Source organism: Aurantiacibacter hainanensis (assembly GCF_036321025.1).
Taxonomy (GTDB): domain Bacteria; phylum Pseudomonadota; class Alphaproteobacteria; order Sphingomonadales; family Sphingomonadaceae; genus Alteraurantiacibacter; species Alteraurantiacibacter hainanensis.
In genome coordinates this window covers 1,540,711-1,560,333 of the sequence record NZ_JAZAPB010000002.1, presented here as the reverse complement: position 1 = coordinate 1,560,333, position 19,623 = coordinate 1,540,711, and the positions used below count along the sequence as shown (strand labels likewise).

Annotated in this window: 21 protein-coding genes; 10 read left to right on the top strand and 11 right to left on the bottom strand. The window is 64.4% G+C overall.

Annotated elements, in window-relative coordinates; translation table 11 throughout:
- Window positions 1-55: 55 nt before the first annotated feature.
- Both AAA989_RS15010 and tyrS read right to left on the bottom strand, forming a co-directional pair.
- Window positions 56-394 carry a PilZ domain-containing protein gene (locus tag AAA989_RS15010; protein WP_338244954.1) on the bottom strand — a complete coding sequence of 113 codons (339 nt, stop codon included), beginning with the start codon at window positions 392-394 and terminating at the stop codon, window positions 56-58.
- Between the two features lie 72 nt (window positions 395-466).
- Window positions 467-1,699 (bottom strand): tyrosine--tRNA ligase, encoded by a 1,233-nt coding sequence (tyrS, locus tag AAA989_RS15005; protein WP_338244953.1) that lies wholly within the window; start codon window positions 1,697-1,699, stop codon window positions 467-469.
- A gap of 118 nt (window positions 1,700-1,817) precedes the next feature.
- Between tyrS and AAA989_RS15000 the strand changes: the two genes are divergently transcribed.
- Together AAA989_RS15000 and AAA989_RS14995 are read left to right on the top strand one after the other, a co-directional pair.
- Complete coding sequence (locus AAA989_RS15000) at window positions 1,818-2,315, top strand: DOMON-like domain-containing protein (protein WP_338244952.1); 498 nt, start codon at window positions 1,818-1,820, stop codon at window positions 2,313-2,315.
- Window positions 2,312-3,517: an exo-beta-N-acetylmuramidase NamZ family protein gene (locus tag AAA989_RS14995; RefSeq protein WP_338244951.1), complete on the top strand. Its 1,206-nt coding sequence runs from the start codon at window positions 2,312-2,314 to the stop codon at window positions 3,515-3,517. Before AAA989_RS15000 ends, AAA989_RS14995 begins: the two co-directional genes overlap by 4 nt.
- On the opposite strand, the gene AAA989_RS14990 is transcribed toward AAA989_RS14995, so the two are convergent.
- On the bottom strand, window positions 3,511-3,864 hold the full coding sequence (locus AAA989_RS14990) for a hypothetical protein (protein WP_338244949.1): 354 nt from the start codon (window positions 3,862-3,864) through the stop codon (window positions 3,511-3,513). The two genes, AAA989_RS14995 and AAA989_RS14990, sit on opposite strands and share 7 nt — an antisense overlap.
- 186 nt (window positions 3,865-4,050) lie before the next feature.
- Here AAA989_RS14990 and AAA989_RS14985 point away from each other — a divergent pair, with 186 nt between their 5' ends.
- Window positions 4,051-4,776, top strand: coding sequence for a glutathione S-transferase family protein (locus AAA989_RS14985; RefSeq protein WP_338244947.1), 726 nt, complete (start codon window positions 4,051-4,053; stop codon window positions 4,774-4,776).
- 19 nt (window positions 4,777-4,795) lie between these two features.
- On the opposite strand, the gene AAA989_RS14980 is transcribed toward AAA989_RS14985, so the two are convergent.
- Both AAA989_RS14980 and AAA989_RS14975 read right to left on the bottom strand, forming a co-directional pair.
- Window positions 4,796-5,977, bottom strand: a complete 1,182-nt coding sequence (locus tag AAA989_RS14980) for a vWA domain-containing protein (RefSeq protein WP_338244945.1) — start codon at window positions 5,975-5,977, stop codon at window positions 4,796-4,798.
- Between the two features lie 13 nt (window positions 5,978-5,990).
- Window positions 5,991-6,842 carry an AAA family ATPase gene (locus AAA989_RS14975; RefSeq protein WP_338244943.1) on the bottom strand — a complete coding sequence of 284 codons (852 nt, stop codon included), beginning with the start codon at window positions 6,840-6,842 and terminating at the stop codon, window positions 5,991-5,993.
- A gap of 178 nt (window positions 6,843-7,020) precedes the next feature.
- On the opposite strand from AAA989_RS14975, the gene AAA989_RS14970 reads away from it, so the two are divergent.
- The gene (locus tag AAA989_RS14970) at window positions 7,021-8,421 is read left to right on the top strand and encodes a methyl-accepting chemotaxis protein (protein ID WP_338244941.1); all 1,401 of its coding nucleotides are present in this window, start codon (window positions 7,021-7,023) and stop codon (window positions 8,419-8,421) included.
- A gap of 16 nt (window positions 8,422-8,437) precedes the next feature.
- On the opposite strand, the gene parE is transcribed toward AAA989_RS14970, so the two are convergent.
- Both parE and AAA989_RS14960 read right to left on the bottom strand, forming a co-directional pair.
- Complete coding sequence (parE, locus tag AAA989_RS14965; RefSeq protein WP_338244939.1) at window positions 8,438-10,429, bottom strand: DNA topoisomerase IV subunit B; 1,992 nt, start codon at window positions 10,427-10,429, stop codon at window positions 8,438-8,440.
- An 87-nt stretch (window positions 10,430-10,516) separates the two neighbouring features.
- Window positions 10,517-11,668: a penicillin-binding protein activator gene (locus AAA989_RS14960; RefSeq protein ID WP_338244937.1), complete on the bottom strand. Its 1,152-nt coding sequence runs from the start codon at window positions 11,666-11,668 to the stop codon at window positions 10,517-10,519.
- 39 nt (window positions 11,669-11,707) lie between these two features.
- Between AAA989_RS14960 and rsmI the strand changes: the two genes are divergently transcribed.
- Genes rsmI through AAA989_RS14940 form a run of 4 tightly spaced genes read left to right on the top strand, consistent with a single transcriptional unit; the run spans window position 11,708 to window position 14,542 of the window.
- The gene (gene rsmI, locus AAA989_RS14955; protein WP_338244935.1) at window positions 11,708-12,562 is read left to right on the top strand and encodes a 16S rRNA (cytidine(1402)-2'-O)-methyltransferase; all 855 of its coding nucleotides are present in this window, start codon (window positions 11,708-11,710) and stop codon (window positions 12,560-12,562) included.
- On the top strand, window positions 12,559-12,909 hold the full coding sequence (locus tag AAA989_RS14950) for a YraN family protein (protein ID WP_338244933.1): 351 nt from the start codon (window positions 12,559-12,561) through the stop codon (window positions 12,907-12,909). Before rsmI ends, AAA989_RS14950 begins: the two co-directional genes overlap by 4 nt.
- Before the next feature lie 10 nt (window positions 12,910-12,919).
- Window positions 12,920-13,900 carry a glutathione synthase gene (gene gshB / locus AAA989_RS14945; RefSeq protein WP_338244931.1) on the top strand — a complete coding sequence of 327 codons (981 nt, stop codon included), beginning with the start codon at window positions 12,920-12,922 and terminating at the stop codon, window positions 13,898-13,900.
- A gap of 27 nt (window positions 13,901-13,927) precedes the next feature.
- Window positions 13,928-14,542: a DedA family protein gene (locus AAA989_RS14940; RefSeq protein WP_338244929.1), complete on the top strand. Its 615-nt coding sequence runs from the start codon at window positions 13,928-13,930 to the stop codon at window positions 14,540-14,542.
- Here AAA989_RS14940 and AAA989_RS14935 read toward each other — a convergent pair.
- Complete coding sequence (locus AAA989_RS14935; RefSeq protein ID WP_338244927.1) at window positions 14,539-15,450, bottom strand: tyrosine recombinase XerC; 912 nt, start codon at window positions 15,448-15,450, stop codon at window positions 14,539-14,541. The genes AAA989_RS14940 and AAA989_RS14935 overlap by 4 nt on opposite strands.
- Window positions 15,447-16,598, bottom strand: a complete 1,152-nt coding sequence (gene hemW, locus AAA989_RS14930; protein ID WP_338244925.1) for a radical SAM family heme chaperone HemW — start codon at window positions 16,596-16,598, stop codon at window positions 15,447-15,449. The genes AAA989_RS14935 and hemW overlap by 4 nt, the downstream gene beginning before the upstream one ends.
- A gap of 48 nt (window positions 16,599-16,646) precedes the next feature.
- Here hemW and AAA989_RS14925 point away from each other — a divergent pair, with 48 nt between their 5' ends.
- Window positions 16,647-17,180: a CAP family protein gene (locus AAA989_RS14925; RefSeq protein ID WP_338244923.1), complete on the top strand. Its 534-nt coding sequence runs from the start codon at window positions 16,647-16,649 to the stop codon at window positions 17,178-17,180.
- Here the strand turns inward: AAA989_RS14925 and rdgB are convergent.
- Complete coding sequence (rdgB, locus tag AAA989_RS14920) at window positions 17,177-17,806, bottom strand: RdgB/HAM1 family non-canonical purine NTP pyrophosphatase (protein ID WP_338244921.1); 630 nt, start codon at window positions 17,804-17,806, stop codon at window positions 17,177-17,179. The genes AAA989_RS14925 and rdgB overlap by 4 nt on opposite strands.
- Window positions 17,803-18,516 carry a ribonuclease PH gene (gene rph, locus AAA989_RS14915; protein ID WP_338244919.1) on the bottom strand — a complete coding sequence of 238 codons (714 nt, stop codon included), beginning with the start codon at window positions 18,514-18,516 and terminating at the stop codon, window positions 17,803-17,805. Before rph ends, rdgB begins: the two co-directional genes overlap by 4 nt.
- A 59-nt stretch (window positions 18,517-18,575) precedes the next feature.
- Here rph and hrcA point away from each other — a divergent pair, with 59 nt between their 5' ends.
- Window positions 18,576-19,619 (top strand): heat-inducible transcriptional repressor HrcA, encoded by a 1,044-nt coding sequence (gene hrcA, locus AAA989_RS14910; protein WP_338244917.1) that lies wholly within the window; start codon window positions 18,576-18,578, stop codon window positions 19,617-19,619.
- Window positions 19,620-19,623 lie beyond the last annotated feature (4 nt).

The following is a 19,623-nucleotide window of genomic DNA, read 5'->3' as shown; positions in this document are numbered from 1 at the left end:
GGGGCGCTTGCCAAGCTAATCGAATTTGGGTGGGCTAAAGCTGCGCCCCCGCGGCTCAGCTGCGGCGGCGCAGGGCCGGGTTCGGCTGCATTTCCGAGATCATCGATTCGAAGGAATCGAAGCGAATGATGCGTTCGAACTGGAAACCGGCACGCTCGTCGGTGGTCCAGATGCAATAGGCCTCGATCCGGCCGACCGCAGGCAGGCGGATGATCATGCGATCGCCGCGTGCGACCCCGGTGATCTTGTCGACCATGAAGCCGTGCGCGGAAATGTTCGAGATGTGCATGGTGATATCGCCATGCTGCAAGTGTTCCGCGATGACGGAGTAGTCGACCGGGTGACGCGTGGAGCGCCGCATATCGGTGACGGAGAGCTGAGCGCCGCCTGCCATAACCTGTCATTTCCCTTCGCGCTATTGGACCCGAAGTCCGCAATGTCAGGAAATGGTGGACTTTTGGTAAAGTTAACCGCCGCGCAATATCGCGTGGCGCTTCTTTCCGAGGCTGAGACGAGCCTCGTCACCGCTCGCCAGCTCGATCAGGAAGCCTGGGTCGGAGATCGCGTCGTCTTCCAGCTTGACCGCACCCTCGGCAATCTTGCGCTTGGCCTCCCCGTTGGATTTGGTGAAGCCGAGCTCCGTCAGGGCAACGCCGATGCGGATTCCGTCGGACGGAACCGTCAATGCGGGCAGGTCCTCGCCCCGGCCTCCGCCGGCGAATGTCTGCTCCGCGGTCGCGCGCGCCGATGCGGCGGCATTTTCGCCGCGCACGAGCTTGGTCACCTCGTCGGCAAGGACGATCTTGGCCTCGTTGATCTCGCTGCCCTCGAGCGCCTCGAGCCGCGCCACTTCATCCAGGGGAACGTCGGTGAAAAGGCGCAGGAAGCGACCGACGTCGCGGTCGTCCGTATTGCGCCAGTATTGCCAGAAATCGTAGGCCGGCAGCTGTTCCTCGTTCAGCCAGATCGCGCCGGAAACGGATTTGCCCATCTTCTGCCCGTCCGCACGGGTGATGAGCGGGGCGGTCACGCCGAACAGCTCCCGGCCGTCCATCCGCCGCGCCAGCTCGATGCCGTTGACGATGTTGCCCCACTGATCGCTGCCGCCCAGCTGGAGGACGCAATCGTAGTCGCGCGCCAGCTTCATGAAATCGTAGGCCTGCAGGATCATGTAATTGAATTCGAGGAAGGTGAGGGGCTGTTCGCGATCAAGTCGAAGCTTCACCGAATCGAATGTCAGCATGCGGTTGATCGTGAAATGCCGTCCCACGTCGCGCAGGAGCTCGATGTAGCCCAGTTCGCTCAACCATTCGTCGTTGTTGATCAGCAGGGCACCGGTGTCGCTGTCGTCGAAGCGCAGCATGCGCTCGAAACTGCTGCGGATGGACGCGATGTTGGATGCAAGCGCCTCCTCGGTCAGCATCTTCCGCGTCTCGTCCTTGCCGCTGGGATCGCCAACCTTGGCGGTGCCGCCGCCCATGATCACGATGGGTCGGTGGCCGGCCTGCTGCAACCGCCGAAGCAGCATAATCGAGGCGAGATTCCCGATGTGCAGCGAGGGCGCCGTCGGATCGAATCCGACATATCCTGTAACGGTTTGCCGCACAGCAAGGGCATCCAGTCCCACCGCGTCCGTCACCTGATGGACATGGCCGCGCTGATTGAGCAGTTGCAGCAGATCGGAATCGTAAGTCGTCATTTCGGGGGATTTGGCGCCTTGCTAGTTGAATTTCTTGGGGCGCTAGCACGGGGAACAATACTTGCAAACGCATGATCTGGTCGTACATGCCGCGCATCCACCTTTGGCTGTCCGCAGGGTGGAAGCTCGAATCCTTTCGCTCACCGATAACTGGGTCCGCGTGCGCTGGCGCATCGACGGTCCGCAAAAGCTTGTCCTGCCGCAGTTTGCCGGCAGGGGCAGGGCGGACGAGCTCTGGAAAACCACCTGTTTCGAGCTCTTCATGATGGAGAAGGACGGCACGCCGGCCTATTCCGAGTTCAATCTCTCTCCGTCGGAGCGCTGGGCCGCCTACGATTTCTCGAGCTATCGCGAAGGGATGACCCAGCGCGATTTTTCCCGCGAACCCGACTGTTCCATGCGTACGGGACAGGCCATGGCCATCTTCGACGCCGCACTTCCGCGTGCGCAGATGCCGGAGCCGCCGTGCGCGATCGGCCTTGCCGCCGTGATCGAGGAAATGGGCGAGAACGGCCCGGTGAAAAGCTACTGGGCAATTTCCCATCACAAGGATGAACCGGATTTTCATGATCCCGCTTGCTTCCAGGGCTCACTTGCGCGAACCCGCGCTGCATGAAATTCGGAATTGACCGGCTTCTCGCCGAACCTGATCTGCAGAAGCCGCTAGAGGGGAAGCGAGTTGCGCTCGTTGCCCACCCGGCCTCCGTCACCGCCGATCTGACGCACAGTCTCGATGCACTGATCGCGGCAGGCGTGAATGTCACCAGTGCCTTCGGGCCGCAGCATGGACTGAAGGGCGACAAGCAGGACAACATGGTGGAAACCGCCGACGAGGTGGATTCGACCTACGGCATCCCCGTGTTCAGCCTTTACGGCGAAGTGCGCCGTCCGACCGAGCCGATGATGGCGAGCGCGGACGTTTTCCTCTTCGACCTGCAGGACCTTGGCTGCCGCATCTACACCTTCGTCACCACGCTCCTCTACCTGCTGGAAGAGGCTGAGAAGTACGGCAAGGCCGTGTGGGTGCTGGACAGGCCCAACCCGGCCGGCCGGCCGGTGGAAGGCACGAAGCTGATACCCGGCCATGAGAGTTTTGTCGGGGCGGCGCCCATGCCCATGCGTCACGGCCTGACGCTTGGCGAGATGGGGCACTGGTTCATCCGCCATATCGGGCTGGACGTGGAATACCGCGTCGTTTCCATGCATCACTGGCTTCCGGAAGCGGGGCCGGGCTTCGGCTGGCCGGACAAGCGCATCTGGATCAATCCCAGCCCCAACGCCGCCAGCCTGAACATGGCGCGTGCCTATGCCGGTACGGTGATGATCGAAGGCGCCACGCTCAGCGAAGGTCGCGGCACGACCCGCCCGCTGGAAGTGCTGTTCGGCGCGCCGGACGTGGATGCCAAGGCCGTGGCCACGGAAATGCATCGACTGGCACCGGATTGGCTATCGGGTTGCATCCTTAGGGATTGCTGGTTCGAGCCGACTTTCCACAAGCACGCAGGAAAGCTCTGCAACGCGCTGATGATACACGCAGAAGGTGATTTCTACGATCACGAGGCGTTCCGGCCCTGGCGACTGCAGGCGCTGGCATTCAAGGCCATCCGTTCGCTCTACCCGGAATACCCGATCTGGCGCGGCAAGGATTTCAAGTACGAATATACCGACGATGTCCTGGCGATCGACGTGATCAACGGCGGTCCGGCTCTGCGCGAATGGGTTGACGATCCGGCCGCGCAGCCCGGCGACCTGGACAGTCTGGCCGCTTCCGATGAAGCCGCCTGGCGCGAGGAAGTGGCGGACCTGCTGATCTACTGAGCAGGTGTCAGCCGGACGCGCTCATCGGTGTCGGTCGGCCGAACCAGGCTGCCGTCGGTCATGACGATCAGGCTGCACCCGTTCACTTCGTAGTCGACGGCGTGCATCGGCTCCAGTGTATCGGGACGCGCGGGATCGCGATACAACTGGGCATCGCCCTCCGCTCCCTGCACCAGGACAGGATCGTCCTCACAATTGTAACCATTGTCGGGGTCGATGACGGGCGTCTCCGGCGCGTCGGTTTCGATCTGGGGAGGCGGTGCCTGCTCGGAATCCTGCATTGCGTCCTGCGCCGTGGCGGGCACTCCTCCGGCCAGGACAAGGATCGGTATGATTGACTTCATCATGGCTATCCTCGTTTTCCTCCAGTTGGTTATCACAACGCGTGCCCGGCGGCAAAGTTGCGACCAAGGCTCCCACCGCCCCGCGTTTGCACATCCGGCGATTATGGGCGATTAGCCGGCAGAAGGGTGAGCGGCGGTAAACGGGGGCAGCCCGCGACCGAAACGGATCGCCCCACGAGGGAGAAACGGATGCTTACGCTCTACAGCTTCGGTCCTGGCGCCAACTCGATGAAGCCGACACTGGCGCTCTACGAAAAGGGGCTGGAATTCGAACACCGATTGCTGAACCCGGCGAAGTTCGAACACCACCAGGATTGGTACAAGCCAATCAATCCGCGCGGGCAGGTTCCCGCGCTCGACGACGACGGCCAGATCGTGACCGAAAGCACGGTCATCTGCGAATACCTGGAAGATGCACACCCGACCGATGTCAAGCTGCGACCGGATAGCCATTACGACGTTGCGCAGATGCGGGTTTGGACCAAGTGGGTGGACGAGTATTTCTGCTGGTGCGTCTCCACCATCGGCTGGCACCGCCATGTCAGCAAGATGGTGAAAGACCTGTCCGACGCGGAGTTCGACGAGGTCGTCTCCCGGATTCCCATCCCCGAGCAGCAAGTGAAATGGCGCCGCGCGAGGGAAGGGTTCCCGCAGGACATGCTGGACGAGGAGATGCGCAAGATCGCCGTCAGCGTCAGGCGGCTGGACGACCGCCTTCGCGATAACGAATGGCTGGCCGGCGGCGTCTACTCGCTGGCCGACATCTGCAACTTCGCCATCGCCAACGGCATGCAACACGGCTTTTCCGAAATGGTGAACCGGGACGACACGCCTGGTCTGGTGCGCTGGATCGAGCAGATCAACGAACGGCCTGCGGCAAAAGCGATGTTCGCCAGGGTGCCGCGGGAATTCTGAGCGCTTTTCTGCGTCTGACCTAGCCCTGCTTGCGGCTAAGGGTGCGCATGGCGTCGTCGAGGCCGTCGAGCGTCAGGGGGAACATGCGATCGCCCATGATCTGCCGGATCATCTGGGTGGACTGGGTATACTGCCATGTCCGCTCGGCCTTGGGGTTGAGCCAGGCGACTGCCGGATAGGTGTTGACCACGCGCTGCAACCAAACCTCGCCGGCTTCCTCGTTCATGTGCTCCACCGAGCCACCGGGCCAGGCGATCTCGTAGGGACTCATCGCAGCGTCGCCGACGAAGACGATCTTGTAATCGTGGCCGTACTTGTGGAGCAGGTCCCAGGTGGGAATGCGATCGTTCCAGCGGCGGGAATTGTCTTTCCACACACTCTCGTAGAGGCAGTTGTGGAAGTAGAAGAACTCCATGTTCTTGAACTCGCTGGTGGCCGCGCTGAAGAGCTCCTCGGTCACCTTCACGTGGTCGTCCATCGATCCGCCGACGTCGAGAAACAGCAGCAGTTTCACGGCATTGTGCCTCTCGGGGCGCATGCGGATATCCAGCCATCCCTGCTTGGCCGTGCCGCGAATGGTGGCATCGAGATCCAGTTCGTCGGCGGCGCCTTCGCGGGCGAACCGGCGGAGGCGGCGCAGCGCCACCTTGATGTTGCGCGTGCCCAGTTCCCGGCTTGAATCGAGGTTGGCGAACTCGCGCTTCTCCCACACCTTGATTGCCCTGCGGTGCTTGCTCTCACCGCCGATCCGAACGCCCGCCGGGTTGTAGCCGGAATGGCCAAAAGGGCTGGTTCCGCCGGTGCCGATCCATTTGTTGCCGCCCTCGTGACGGCCTTCCTGTTCTTCCAGACGCTTCTTCAGCGTCTCCATGATCTCGTCCCAGTCACCCAGCTGCTCGATCCTGGCCCGCTCTTCCTCGCTCAGGAACTTCTCGGTGATCGCACGCAACCAGTCCTCGGGAATCGTCGCCCGATCCTCGCCCGCGTCCGTGATGATCCCGTGGAAGACCTTGTGAAACACCTGGTCGAAGCGGTCGAGCAGCCCTTCGTCCTTCACGTAGGTCGCGCGGGCGAGGTAATAGAAGTCCTCGGGCCTGCGCTCGATCACGTCGCTTTCCAGCGCCTCGAGCAGAGTGAGATGCTCCTTCAGGCTGGCGCGGATCCCGGCCCTGCGCAGTTCGTCGACGAAGTTGAGGAGCACGCGCCAGCCCCGCTCAGCGGTTCTCGCGGCGGGCCATGAAGGCGAGGCGTTCCAGCAGCATGACGTCCTGCTCGTTCTTCAGCAGCGCGCCGTGCAGGGGAGGAATGGCCTTGGTCGCATCGCGGTTCTGCAGCACGTCCAGCGGCATGTCCTCTACCAGCAGCAGCTTCAGCCAGTCGAGCAGTTCGGAGGTGGAAGGCTTCTTCTTCAGACCCGGCACTTCGCGCAGCTCGTAGAAGATTTCCAGCGCCTGGCTGACGAGGCGCTTCTGGATGTCGGGGAAATGCACGTCGATGATTTCGCGCATCGTCTCGTCATCAGGGAACTTGATGTAGTGAAAGAAGCAGCGGCGCAGGAATGCATCCGGCAGTTCCTTCTCGTTGTTGGAGGTGATGACGACGATCGGCCGTTCTTTCGCCTCGATCCGTTCGCCCGTCTCGTAAACGTCGAACTCCATGCGATCGAGCTCCTGCAGCAGGTCGTTGGGAAACTCGATATCGGCCTTGTCGATCTCGTCGATCAGCAGCACCGGCAGCTCCGGCGAAGTGAAGGCTTCCCACAGCTTGCCCTTGCGAATGTAGTTCGAAATGTCGTGAACGCGCTCGTCGCCCAGCTGGCCATCGCGCAGGCGCGCCACGGCATCGTATTCATAGAGACCCTGCTGCGCCTTCGTGATGCTCTTCACGCCCCATTCGATCAGCGGCGCATCGATGGCCTTGGCGATCTCGTGCGCCAGCACCGTCTTGCCGGTGCCCGGCTCTCCTTTCACCAGCAGCGGGCGGCGAAGGGTAACAGCGGCGTTCACCGCCACTTTCAGGTCGTCGGTCGCGACGTAGGTTTCGGTGCCGGTAAAGCGCTGGGTCATTCGGGAGCCTTGGTTGCCTGGATGCGCGAGCTAGTCATGACAAGCCGCAGGGGCAAGGCCGGGGTCCGCCCGGAAAGTGAAACGAACCAAACAGCTTGCGATTGCGCGGTGCGCTTAAATGCCCGGTAACCATATGGCCCTAGGGCGAATATCGAACGAGACAACGCAAGGGTCAAAAATGGAACACAGTCTGCCGGCCAAGCCGGAAGCCGCCGATATCGACGGGGTTTCGCTCTATTGCGGGGAGGTGACGGTCGGATGTTCCGACGTGGCGGGCATCGTGCAGGACGTCATCACCTCTTTCGGCGCTTTGCGGCGGGAACACGAGGCCTTGCAGGGCACGGTGCGCGCGCTGGACGAGGACCAGAGCAGGGTCACCGATGCCTGCGACGAGGCTCGCGTGCTGTCGGGTCGCGCCATGTCGCGCCTCGACGACGGGCGCAACCAGATTGCCGCCTCCATCACCCAGATCGGCACCCTGCTGGAAGCAGTGAAGACGCTGACCAATCACGTGACCGGCTTTGCCGGGGCGATGGAACAGGTGAAACGCACCTCTCTGGAAATCACCGAGATCGCTGATCGCACCAACATCCTGGCGCTGAATGCCGCCATCGAGGCGGCACGCGCCGGCGATGCCGGGCGTACGTTCTCGGTGGTCGCGAACGAGGTGAAGGATCTTTCCGCCGAGGTGCACAAGGCCAGCGACGAGATTACGCGCACGGTGGAAGCGCTGTCGCGCGAAGGCGACGAGGTGATCGAGCAGATCAACAGCGGCGCGCAGGCGAGCAAGAGGGCGGAAACTTCGGTCGAGGCAATCGAACGCAGCATCGCCGAAGTGTGCGACCTGATTTCCGAAGTCGACGCGCAGAACGATACCATCGTGCGCAGCACCGGCACCATCAGCAAGCACGTGCACCGGGTGCAGGACGTCCTCGACGGGTTCTCGACCGTCGCCAGCGAGGGCGAAGGCCGCCTGACGCAGGCTCATACGCGGATCGAGGGCCTCGAACTCACCGCCAGCGCCATGTTCGATTCCCTCGTGAAGGCCGGGCTTTCCCCGAACGACGACGAAATGGTCGCCATTGCGCAGGACTATGCCCGCGAAATCGTCGAAAGCACCGAGAAGGCGCTGGCGGCGGGCGATCTTTCGGCGGATAGGCTCTTCGACCGCAACTATGTCGAAATTCCCGGCAGCAATCCCAGGCGCTATCGCACCGGGCTGACCGAATTCGCGGATCGCTGCTGGCAGCCGATGCTGGACCGCTTCACCGACAGCGACCCCCGCATCTGCGCGACCGCCTGCACCGACATGAGCGGTTTCCTGCCGACGCACCTTTCCCGTCATTCGCGCCCGCCCACGGGTGACCTGGCGCACGATACGCAGTACTGCCGCAACGGCCGCAAGATCCTCGATCCCGTGGACGAACGCGCCAAGGCCAGCACCGCGCCTTTCATGATGGCGGTATACCGGCAGGAACGCGACGGACAGCACTACCAGGTGGTTCGCAACGTCTATGTGCCGCTGGTGATCGACGGTCGGCGCTGGGGCGACCTGGAAGTGGCCTACGCCCTCGATTGAGGGGCCACTGCGCCGATCATGCGTCGATCAGGTCGCGGTCGATCTCGCCCGCGCGGTTCTGGATGAAATTGAAACGGTGTTCCGGATTGCGGCCCATCAGCTGGTCGACCAGTTCCTTCACCGCGAAACGCTGTTCGTGCTGATCGGGCAGGGTGATGCGGACCAGTGAGCGCGTGGCGGGGTTCATGGTGGTTTCGCGCAATTGCTGCGGGTTCATCTCGCCAAGGCCCTTGAACCGGCTCACGTCCACCTTCTTGCCCTTGAAGACCGTTTCCTCCAGCTCGGCGCGATGCGCGTCGTCGCGGGCATAACGGCTCTCCTTCCCTGCGGTCAGACGATAGAGCGGGGGCTGGGCGAGGTAGAGGTGCCCGCCGCGAACCAGTTCCGACATTTCCTGGAAGAAGAACGTCATCAGCAAGGTCGCGATGTGCGCCCCGTCGACGTCGGCGTCGGTCATGATCACGACCCGGTCGTACCGCAGGTTTTCCGGATCGCAGTCCTTACGCGTTCCGCAGCCCAGCGCCAGCGCGAGGTCGGCGATCTCGGAGTTGGCGCGGATCTTGTCGGCCGTGGCGCTGGCGACGTTTAGGATCTTGCCGCGAATGGGCAGGATGGCCTGCGTCTTGCGATCGCGCGCCTGCTTGGCGCTGCCACCGGCGGAATCGCCTTCCACGATGAAAAGCTCGGTCTCGGCGTCGGTTTCCCCGCTGCAATCGGTGAGCTTGCCGGGCAACCGCAGCTTCTTGGCATTCGTCGCCGTCTTGCGCTTGATCTCGCGTTCCTGCTTGCGCTTGAGGCGTTCCTCCATGCGCTCCATCACGGAGCCGAGCAGCGCCTTACCACGCTCCATGTTGTCGGACAGGAAATGGTCGAAGTGGTCGCGCATGGCGTTCTCGACCAGGCGCGCGGCTTCGGGGCTGGTCAGCCGGTCCTTCGTCTGGCTCTGGAACTGCGGATCGCGGATGAAGACGGAAAGCATGATTTCCGCGCCGGTCATCACGTCGTCCGCGGTGATATCCTTCGCCTTCTTCGTGCCGGTAAGCTCGCCGAAGGCCCGCAAGCCCTTGGTCAGCGCGGCGCGCAGGCCCGCCTCGTGCGTGCCACCGTCGGGGGTGGGCACGGTGTTGCAGTACCAGCTCGTCGATCCGTCGGACCACAGCGGCCAGGCAACGGCCCACTCGGTGCTGCCCTGCTGAACGCCATCATCGTTTGCCGGAAAGTCCTGCTTGCCGGTGAAGAAATCGGCGGTGACGCATTCGCGGTCTCCGACCTGTTCCCTCAGGTGATCGGCAAGGCCGCCGGGGAACTGGAACGTCGCTTCTGCAGGTACGTCCTCGCTGACCAGCGACGGCGCGCACTTCCAGCGGATCTCGACACCTGCGAACAGGTAGGCTTTCGAGCGGGCCAGCTTGAACAGGCGCTTGGGATTGAACTTCCGGTCGCCGAAAATCTCGGTGTCGGGGACGAAGGTCACGCTGGTGCCGCGGCGGTTGGGGGTATCGCCGATCTTGGCGATCTTTCCCTGCGGCAGACCCCTTGAGAATTCCTGCGCGAAGACTTCCTTGTTGCGCGCCACTTCCACCCGCGTGAGGCTGGACAGCGCGTTGACCACAGATACGCCCACGCCGTGCAGGCCGCCGCTGGTGGCATAGGCCTTGCCGGAGAACTTGCCGCCCGAATGCAGCGTGGTGAGGATCACTTCGAGCGAAGACTTGCCGGGAAACTTGGGATGCTCGTCCACCGGGATGCCGCGACCGTTGTCGGTGATGGTCAGGCGGTTGCCTTCTTCCAGCACCATCTCGATGCGGCTGGCATGGCCCGCCACGGCCTCGTCCATCGCGTTGTCCAGCACCTCGGCGGCGAGGTGATGCAGTGCGCGGTCGTCGGTGCCGCCGATATACATGCCGGGGCGGCGCCGGACGGGCTCCAGGCCTTCCAGCACCTCGATCGAGGAGGAATCGTAATCGCCGCTGCCCTGCGGCGCGTTTTCGAACAGGTCGTCACTCATGCCCATGGATATAGGCGCGGGGAATCGCGCCTAACAAGCAGAGCGGCGCAGTTTTCCGGTATCCGGTCGCTCCTGGCCTTTCGAAGGTCAGAACCCGGTCGGTGCCGGATCGACGACGGTGAAGACCCCGTTGCCCACCTGACGCACTTCCATCGCGCGCTCGCCGACGCCGTCGCTGCGGAAGCGGATGGGGCCGTCGAGGCCCAGGAACCCGCCGTCGGCCAGCAGCAGGCTGACGGGAAGGTCGGTGCCCGGCTCCCACTCACGCGTGAGGCGAAGCGTCAGCAGGACGGCATCGTAACCCAGCGTGGCGATGCGGAACGGCTGCTCGCCGAAGCGCGACTGGTAGCTGCTGGCAAACTGGCGATAGCGGTCGTCGGGTACGGCCGCGAACCACGATCCGCGCATGGCGGCGGTGTTCAGCAGCTCGTCCTGCCGGCTCCACAGCTCGGTGCCGATGATGGAGGGCAGGGTGTCTCCGGCATCCTTGAGGCGCGGCGCCGCGACCGTCGCGAGGCGTGCGCTGTCGGCGATCAGCACGGTATCGAAGCCGCCACTGGTGGTCAGCCGGTCCGCCGCGCTGATGATGGAGGTGTTGCCCCGGTCGTAACGCTGCACGTCCACCACGGTGCCGCCCCGGGATCTCACCGCTTCCTCTGCCGCGGCGGTGGTACGGTTGCCGTAGTCCCCGCGCGGGGCGAGGATGGCGAAGCGCTGCGCGCCCTGGTCCATGGCGAAATCGACCGTGCGCTCCACCGACTGTTCCGGAATATGGCCCATCACGAAAACGTCGTTGCGGGCCACGGTGGTGTCGTTGGAGAAGGTGATCAGCGGCACGTCGTTCGGGCGGGCCTGTGCCAGCACCGCGCCCACGTTGTCACGCTGAAGAGGGCCGAGGATCAGGCGGTTGCCGTCGTTGATCGCGCGGCTGGCGGCAGCACCCGCACCCTCGCTGGTATCGTAGGTGGTGATGCGAAGGTTCTCCGCACCCGTATCGAGCAGCGCCATGGTGGTGGCATTGGCGATGGACTGGCCGACCTCGGCATTGGACCCGCTCAACGGCACCAGCAGGGCTACGCGGTGGCGGCCCTGGTCGTCGGGCAACACGGCCTGGTCCGGCCCGGTTGGCTGGGTCGTTACCGGCCCGGTGCGATCCGGCGCGGTGGTGTCCGCGCCGGGTATGACCTGACAGGCCGCCAGCAGCAGACTGCCCAGGCCGACTGCTACAATGCGTTTCAAATTACCCAACATGCTTGCTTGCTCCGCTGAACCTGGTCCATGGCCGCAATCGTGAGCGAACCAAGCGACCCTCTTTCTCCCGGCCTCTATATAGTCGCGACGCCGATTGGCAATCTTGGCGACATCACCGTGCGCGCCAGCGACGTGCTTGCGCGGTGCGATGGAATCGCCTGCGAGGATACGCGGGTGACGCAGAAACTTATCAGGCACTTGGGAATATCCAAGCCGCTCTGGCGCTACGACGACCATTCGGCCCCGAACGACCGGACGCGCCTGATCGATTCGATGCGGGAGCGTGCGGTGGCTCTGGTGAGCGATGCGGGCATGCCGCTGGTGTCGGACCCGGGCTTTCGCCTGGTCCGCGAGGCGCGCGAGGCCGGCATCCCCATCACCGCGCTGCCGGGCGCCAATGCGCCGCTGACGGCCCTGGCCATGTCGGGCCTGCCCAACGACCGCTTTCTGTTTGCAGGCTTCCTGCCGCCCAAGGACAAGGCTCGGGCCGAGGTGCTGGAGGAACTCGGCCGGGTTCGCACGACGCTGATCTTTTTCGAAACCGCGCCGCGCCTCACGAAGAGCCTGGCCGCTATCGCCAGCGTGTTGCCCGGGCGGGAGGTGGCCGTGGCGCGTGAACTGACCAAGATCTACGAGGAATGTCGCAGCGGTTCTCCGGAAGACCTGCTTTCCCATTACGAGGCGCATCCACCCAAGGGCGAGATCGTGCTGCTGGTCGGCCCGCCGCCGGAGGTGGAGCACGACGCCGACGATGCCGAGGCCATGCTGCGCGAACTGCTTGAAACCGAAAAGCCATCCCAGGCCGCGGCGCAGGTCGCCAAGGCTACCGGCATGGACCGCAAGGCGCTCTACGCCCGGGCCATGGAACTGAAATCGCAATGAAGCGCCAGCTTGCGGAGCAACGCGGTCGCAAGGCCGAGGACGAAGCCGCGCGCTGGCTGGAAGGGCAGGGCTGGGATATCGTCGCTCGCCGCCGCAAGACGAAGGTGGGGGAGATCGACCTTGTCGCAAGGCGCGAAGGGCTGATCGCCTTCATCGAGGTGAAATGGCGCCAGCGCGCCGCCGATCTCGACCTGGCGATCGACGAATACCGCCTTTCGCGCGTGGCTGCTGCCGCCGAAAGCGTGGCGCACGAATATGCCGGGCAGGGCGAAGACTTGCGGATCGACGTGATCCTGCTTGCACCCGGAAGCCAGCCTCGCCACATCGAAAACGCCTGGATGCCGTGAGGAAGAGAGCATGAGCCTGAGAGTAGCCGTCCAGATGGACCCGCTGGAGAGCATCAAGATTGCCGGGGACTCCAGCTTTGCCCTGATGCTGGAAGCGCAGGCGCGCGGGCATTCCGTGTGGCACTACGACGTGGACTCGCTGGCCTGGTACGATGGCCGGATTACCGCCTGGGCGAAGCCGGTCACCGTGCAGCGGGTGGAGGGCGATCATTTCTCCGCTGGCGAACTCGCCCGGATCGACCTTGGCAAGGACATCGACGTCGTGCTGATGCGGCAGGATCCGCCGTTTCACCTCGGCTACATCAGCGCGGCATTGCTGCTGGACCGCCTGAAGGGCACCACGCTGGTGAGCAACGATCCTCGCGAGGTAATCAACGCGCCGGAAAAGATGTTCGTGCTGGATTACGCGCGTTTCATGCCGCCCACGCTGATCGCGCGAAAACTCGAGGACGTGCTGGATTTCCAGAAGGAACACGGCGCTGTGGTGGTGAAGCCGCTTCACGGCAACGGCGGCAAGGCGATCTTCAAGATCGACGAGGACGGCACCAACATTACCGCCCTGTTCGAGGTCTTCAACCAGACCTGGCCCGAGGCGCACATGGTGCAGCCCTTCCTTCCCAGCGTGGCCGAGGGCGACAAGCGGATCGTGCTGGTGGACGGCGAGGTGGCAGGCGCGATCAACCGCAAGCCGGGGAAGGGGGAGTTCCGCTCCAACCTTGCCCAAGGCGGCTCCGCCGAGGCCAGTCAGCTGACCGAGCGTGAGCGGGAAATCTGCGACGCCATGGGTCCGGAACTGAAACGCCGGGGCCTCACCTTCGTCGGCATCGACGTGATCGGCGGCGAATGGCTGACCGAGATCAACGTGACCAGTCCGACCGGGATCGTCGCCATCGACAAGTACAACGGCACCAACACTCCCGGCATGATCTGGGACGCGCTGGAGCGGAGACACGCCGCGATCGGCCCCGTGGCCACGGCGCGGGGAGGATAGAATACGCGCCTTTGTCGTTATTCGCTCATGGACACCCTCATCATCGACCTGATCGAGCAGGGCGGATACTTCGGCATCTTCCTGCTGATGGCGCTGGAAAACATCGTTCCGCCTGTACCGAGCGAAGTGATCATGGGCATCGGCGGCCTGCTGGTGCAGCGCGGCTCCATGGAGTTCTGGCCACTGCTGTTTATCGGCACGCTGGGCACGGTGGCCGGGAACTACTTCTGGTACTGGATAGGCGACAAGTGGGGCTATCAGCGGCTGGAGCCATTCGTGGAGCGCTGGGGCCGGTGGCTTACCGTCGACTGGGAGCACATCGTCAAGGCGCAGGTCTTCTTTCACCAGCGCGGCCACTGGGTGGTGTTCTTCCTGCGCTTCTCGCCTTTCCTCCGCACGATCATCTCGCTGCCCGCGGGCCTGGCGCACATGCCGTTGACGCGTTTTTTCGGCTACACCTTTGCCGGATCGCTGATTTGGAACGCGCTGCTGATCAAGGGCGGCGAGTGGCTGGGGCACTGGCTGGAAGATTCGCAGCACATCATAGGCTGGATCATCCTTGGCCTGATCGCCCTGACCATCGTCGGCTACCTGTGGCGCGTCTTCACCTGGGTTCCGCGCGCTGAGCGGAGCGAGGACTAGTCGGCGCTTCTCGAACCCTTTTCGCGCGGGTGGGCGTCGCGATAGGCTTCCAGCATCTTGGCAGCGTCCACCTTCGTATAGATCTGCGTGGAGCCCAGGCTGGCGTGGCCGAGCAGTTCCTGCAAGCTGCGAAGGTCCGCGCCCGATCCCAGCAAGTGCGTGGCAAAGCTGTGGCGCAGCGCATGGGGCGTGGCGGTTGACGGCAGGCCCAGCGCTTTCCGGGCCCGCGCCATCGCCTTTTGCACCGTTCCCTGAGACAGCGCGCCGCCGCGCGTGCCCCTGAACAACGGTTCTCCCCTCTCCAACTCATGCGGACAGGCGCGCGCATAAACCGCCACGGCTTCGCGCACGATCGGGATCAACGGAACGACGCGCTGCTTGCTGCCCTTGCCGGTGACGACCAGCGTTTCGCCCAGCGGCAGGTCGTCTGCGGTCAGGGACAGCGCTTCTGCGATACGCAGACCCGCGCCATACATCAGCAACAGCACGGCAGCATCGCGCTTGCCGGTCCAGTCGCTGGCGGCGGTTCCCTGCACCATCTCGGTCAGGCCCACTGCCTCGTCGGGCGTAACGGGGCGAGGCAGGCCCTTCTTGATGCGGGGCCCGCGCAGGCGCGGCGCGGTACCGGGTTCGGCGCCCACCTGCTCGCGCGCGTAGCCGATGAAGCCCTTAAGGGCGGAAAGTTCGCGCGCGGCGGAGACATTGCCGATCCCCTCCGCGCGGCGAGCCGCGAGGTGGCCGCGCAAGTCGCGCGTGGTCACGTCCGCAACGCTGCGCCATTCCGAAAGGCCCAGCGCCAGCAGCAATCGTTCCGCCGTGGCGACATAGGCGCGAACGGTATGCGGGCTGCGTCGCCGCCCCGTCGCCAGATGGTCGCGCCATTGGTCGAGAAGGACCGTGGCGCTCATCCCGACACCAGTTCGTCGGCTACCAGTTCCCCCAGAAGAGCATCGAGCAGCGGCATGCCCTCCGGCGTCACGCCGATCCGCGCTCCATCCCTCCAGGCCATGCCAAGGGCGACGTATTGCGTGACTTTGTCGTGCAGGATCAGCCTGTCGGAGGCGATACCGAAACGGTTTTCGAGGTCGGCAAGGTCAATGCCCTCTCCAACACGCAGCCCCATCAGAAGGGCTTCCGACGCCTGCTCCGCCATGCCGAGGGGCCGCTCCTCCTTCAAGCCGTGACCGTTGCGCGCCACGGCATCCAGCCAGTTCTCCGGCTTCTTGTGGCGCACCGTGGCCATTCCCGAGCGGCGACCGTGGGCTCCGGGTCCGATGCCGGCATAGTCCTGGTATCGCCAGTACGTCAGGTTGTGGCGGCTTTCCTCACCGGGGCGCGCGTGGTTGCTGATCTCGTAGGCGGGCAGGCCGGCCGCGGTCGTCAGCTCCTGCGTCAGCGCGAAGAGATCGGCCGCGCGGTCGTCGTCCAGCGGCGTGAACCCGCCGCGCCGGACATCGGTGGCAAAGCGCGTGCCCGGCTCGATGGTCAGCTGGTAGAGCGAAAGGTGCCCGGTCCCGAAATCCAGCGCGCGCGAAAGCTGGTCCCTCCAGTGGCGGGGCGACTGGCCGGGAAGCGCATAGATCAGGTCGAACGATACGCGCCCGAACACGCTCCGGGCTGTATCGAGTGCGGCAAGGCCCTCTGCCGAATCGTGCAATCGCCCTAGGAACTGCAGCGCATCGTCATCGAGCGACTGCAGGCCGAGCGAGACGCGATTCACTCCGGCTGACGCAAGCGATGCGAAATTCGCCGCTTCGACCGACGATGGATTGGCTTCCAGCGTAATTTCGATGCCCGGCGCGAAACCCCACAGTCGTTCCGCCTCGCCCAGCAGCGTCTCGACGAGGGAAGGGGGCATCAGCGAAGGCGTGCCGCCTCCGAAAAAGATCGAATGCAACGGTTCGCCCGCGGCGACTTCGGCTTCATGGCGCAGGTCTGCCAGCAACCCAGCCTCCCATGCCTTAGCGTCCACCGTATCGCGGACATGCGAATTGAAGTCGCAATAAGGGCATTTTGCGAGACAGAAGGGCCAGTGAATGTAGAGCGCGCGCGCCATGTGCCTGAATTTCAGCCTCCGTTAACGCGCAATAGCCAAGGTGGGCGCATGGGAAAAGGACGGGTCGTCATCGCCGCACTTGCGGCCGTTGGAATCTTCGCAGCAGTCGGCGCTCCGCTGGCCGCCCAGCATCGCGAGCGTATCAACCCCTTCGCAATGGACCTGCTGGCCGCGCACAACGATGCCCGCGCCGACGTGGGCGTGCCGCGGCTCGAATGGAGCAACCGCCTGGCAAGGCAGGCCCACGAATGGGCGGAGCACCTTGCGCGCGAGGGCCGGATGATCCACGCGGACCGCACGCAGCGGGCCGGGGCGGGCGAGAACCTGTGGATGGGCCATGCGGGCTACTACAGCGCGGAAACGATGGTCGGCGGGTTCGTCGATGAGCGCCGCCACTTTCGCAACGGCAGCTTCCCGCAGGTATCCCAGACCGGCAACTGGCGCGACGTCGGGCACTACACGCAGGTGATCTGGCGCGATACGCGCGAAATCGGCTGCGCCGTCGCACGCGGGCAGACCAACGATTTCCTCGTCTGCCGCTACTGGCCGGCAGGCAACATCTACAACCAGCGGGTTTTCTAGGTTCCGAACTGGTCGGCCTTCAGCTTGGCGAAGGCATCGGCGCGGTGGCTGATGGCGTGCTTTTCCTCCGGGTCGAGCTCGGCGAAAGTCTGCTCGCGGCCTACCGGCACGAACACCGGATCGTAGCCGAAGCCCATGGTGCCGCGCGGCGGCCAGGTGAGGGTGCCGTCCGCCCGGCCCTCGTAAACCACGTATTCGCCATCGGGCCAGGCGAGAGCGAGGACGCAGGAAAACCAGCAGTCGCGCGCGGCGTCCGGCCCCTTCGCCTGCAACATCCCTTCCACCTTGCCCATGGCCATGTACCAGTCGCGGCCCGGCTCTCCCTCGAACCATTGCCGTTCCGCCCAGTCGGCGGTGTAGACACCGGGCCGCCCGTCGAGAGCAGCCACCGACAGTCCGCTGTCGTCGGCCAAGGCGGCCAGGCCCGAAGACTCCGCCGCGGCCCGCGCCTTGATCAGCGCGTTCTCGACGAAGGTCTTCCCGGTTTCAGGAGGCTCGGGCAGGCCCAGCGAACCCGCCGAAATGCAATCGAGCCCGTGGGGCTCCATCAACCTGGCGATTTCCTTAAGCTTGCCCGCGTTGTGCGTGGCAATCACCAGCTTGCCGCCTCCCAGCTTGCGGCTCATTTTACGGCCTGGTCCTGCGCCTTGAAGATTTCCCCGCAGCCCATCTGGGCTAGGCGCAGCAGGCGGAGCAAACCTTCCTCGTCATAGGTCGCGCCCTCTGCCGTGGCCTGAACCTCGGCGATCTGGCCGCCTTCGATCAGCACGAAGTTGGCGTCTGCGTCCGCAGCCGAATCCTCGTCATAGTCGAGGTCCAGCACCGGCGTGCCCTTGTGAATGCCGCAGGAAATGGCGGCGACCTTGGCGGTGAGCGGATCATCCTTGATCGCGCCTGCTTCCATAAGCTTGTTGACCGCAAGACGCAGCGCCACCCAGGCACCGGAAATGGAAGCCGTGCGGGTTCCGCCGTCGGCCTGGATCACGTCGCAATCCAGGGTAATCTGGCGCTCGCCCAGCTTTTCCATGTCGCATACGGCGCGCAAGGACCGGCCGATCAGCCGCTGGATTTCCTGCGTGCGGCCGCTCTGCTTGCCCTTCGCCGCCTCGCGCGAGCCGCGGGTGTGCGTGGCGCGGGGAAGCATCGAGTATTCGCCGGTGACCCATCCCTGGCCCTTGCCCCGCAGCCACGGCGGGATGCGCTCCTCGACCGAGGCGGTGCACAGTACGCGCGTATCGCCGAAGCTGATGAGGCAGGAACCCTCGGCGTGCCGGGTAAAGCCGGTTTCGATGGTGATGGCGCGCATTTCGTCGGGCGCACGGCCGGAAGGTCGCATGGAATTCTCCGATTGAGGCATTTGCGCGACCGGCCCTAGCGACTAGATAGGGCGCTGTCATGGCTTCTCCACCGATCACCGAACTGACAACCCGCGCGAAGGAAATTTTCCGCCTCGTCGTCGAGGACTATCTCGCCAGCGGACAGCCGGTGGGCTCAAAGACGCTGGCGCAGCGCGGAGAAGTGAACCTGTCGCCCGCCTCGATCCGCTCCGTCCTTAGCGAACTGGAAGGCTTCGGCCTGCTGGCCGCGCCGCATACCAGCGCCGGGCGGATGCCCACCGACCTTGGACTGCGGCTGTTCGTCGACGGCATCATGCAGGTGGCCGAACCCACGCGGGCGGAACGCGCCGCCATCGAGAAGCAACTGGCGGAGCCAGGTCCGATCGAGGAGGCCTTGGAGACCACGAGCGCGCTGCTTTCGAGTCTCTCCGGCGCGGCGGGTATGGTGATGGTGCCGCAGCGCGAGGCGCGCCTCTCGCAGATCAACCTGGTACCATTGGACGACAGCCGCGCGCTGGCGGTGCTGGTGAGCGAGGATGGCCACGTCGAAAACCGCGTGCTCGACCTGCAAGGTGCCGCGAGCGCCTCGGCGCTTCAGGAAGCGAGCAATTACATCTCCGCCCGGCTTCGGGGGCGCACGCTGGCGGAGGCGGCGAAGGCGATACAGGCCGAGATCGCCTCCGGCCGCAGCGAGCTCGACGAAGCGAGTCGCCAGCTGGTGGAAGCAGGCATTGCCACATGGAGCGAGGACGCGGCCAAGCGCCCTGTGCTGATCGTGCGCGGGGCCTCCAACCTTCTCGACGAAGGCGCGGCGAACGATCTGGAACGCGTCCGGCAATTGCTCGACGACCTTGAAAACAAGCAGTCGGTGGCGCAATTGCTCGACAGCGCGAGGCAGGCGGAATCGACGCGGATCTTCATCGGCGCTGAAAATCGCCTCTTCGCATTGTCCGGCTCGTCCGTTATCGCCGCACCCTATCGCGACCGCGAGGGCAAGGTGGTCGGCGTGCTGGGCGTGATCGGTCCCACGCGCTTGAATTACGCCCGCGTGGTTCCCATGGTGGACTTCACCGCCCATTCCCTGGGCAAGAGATTTGGTTAGCGAG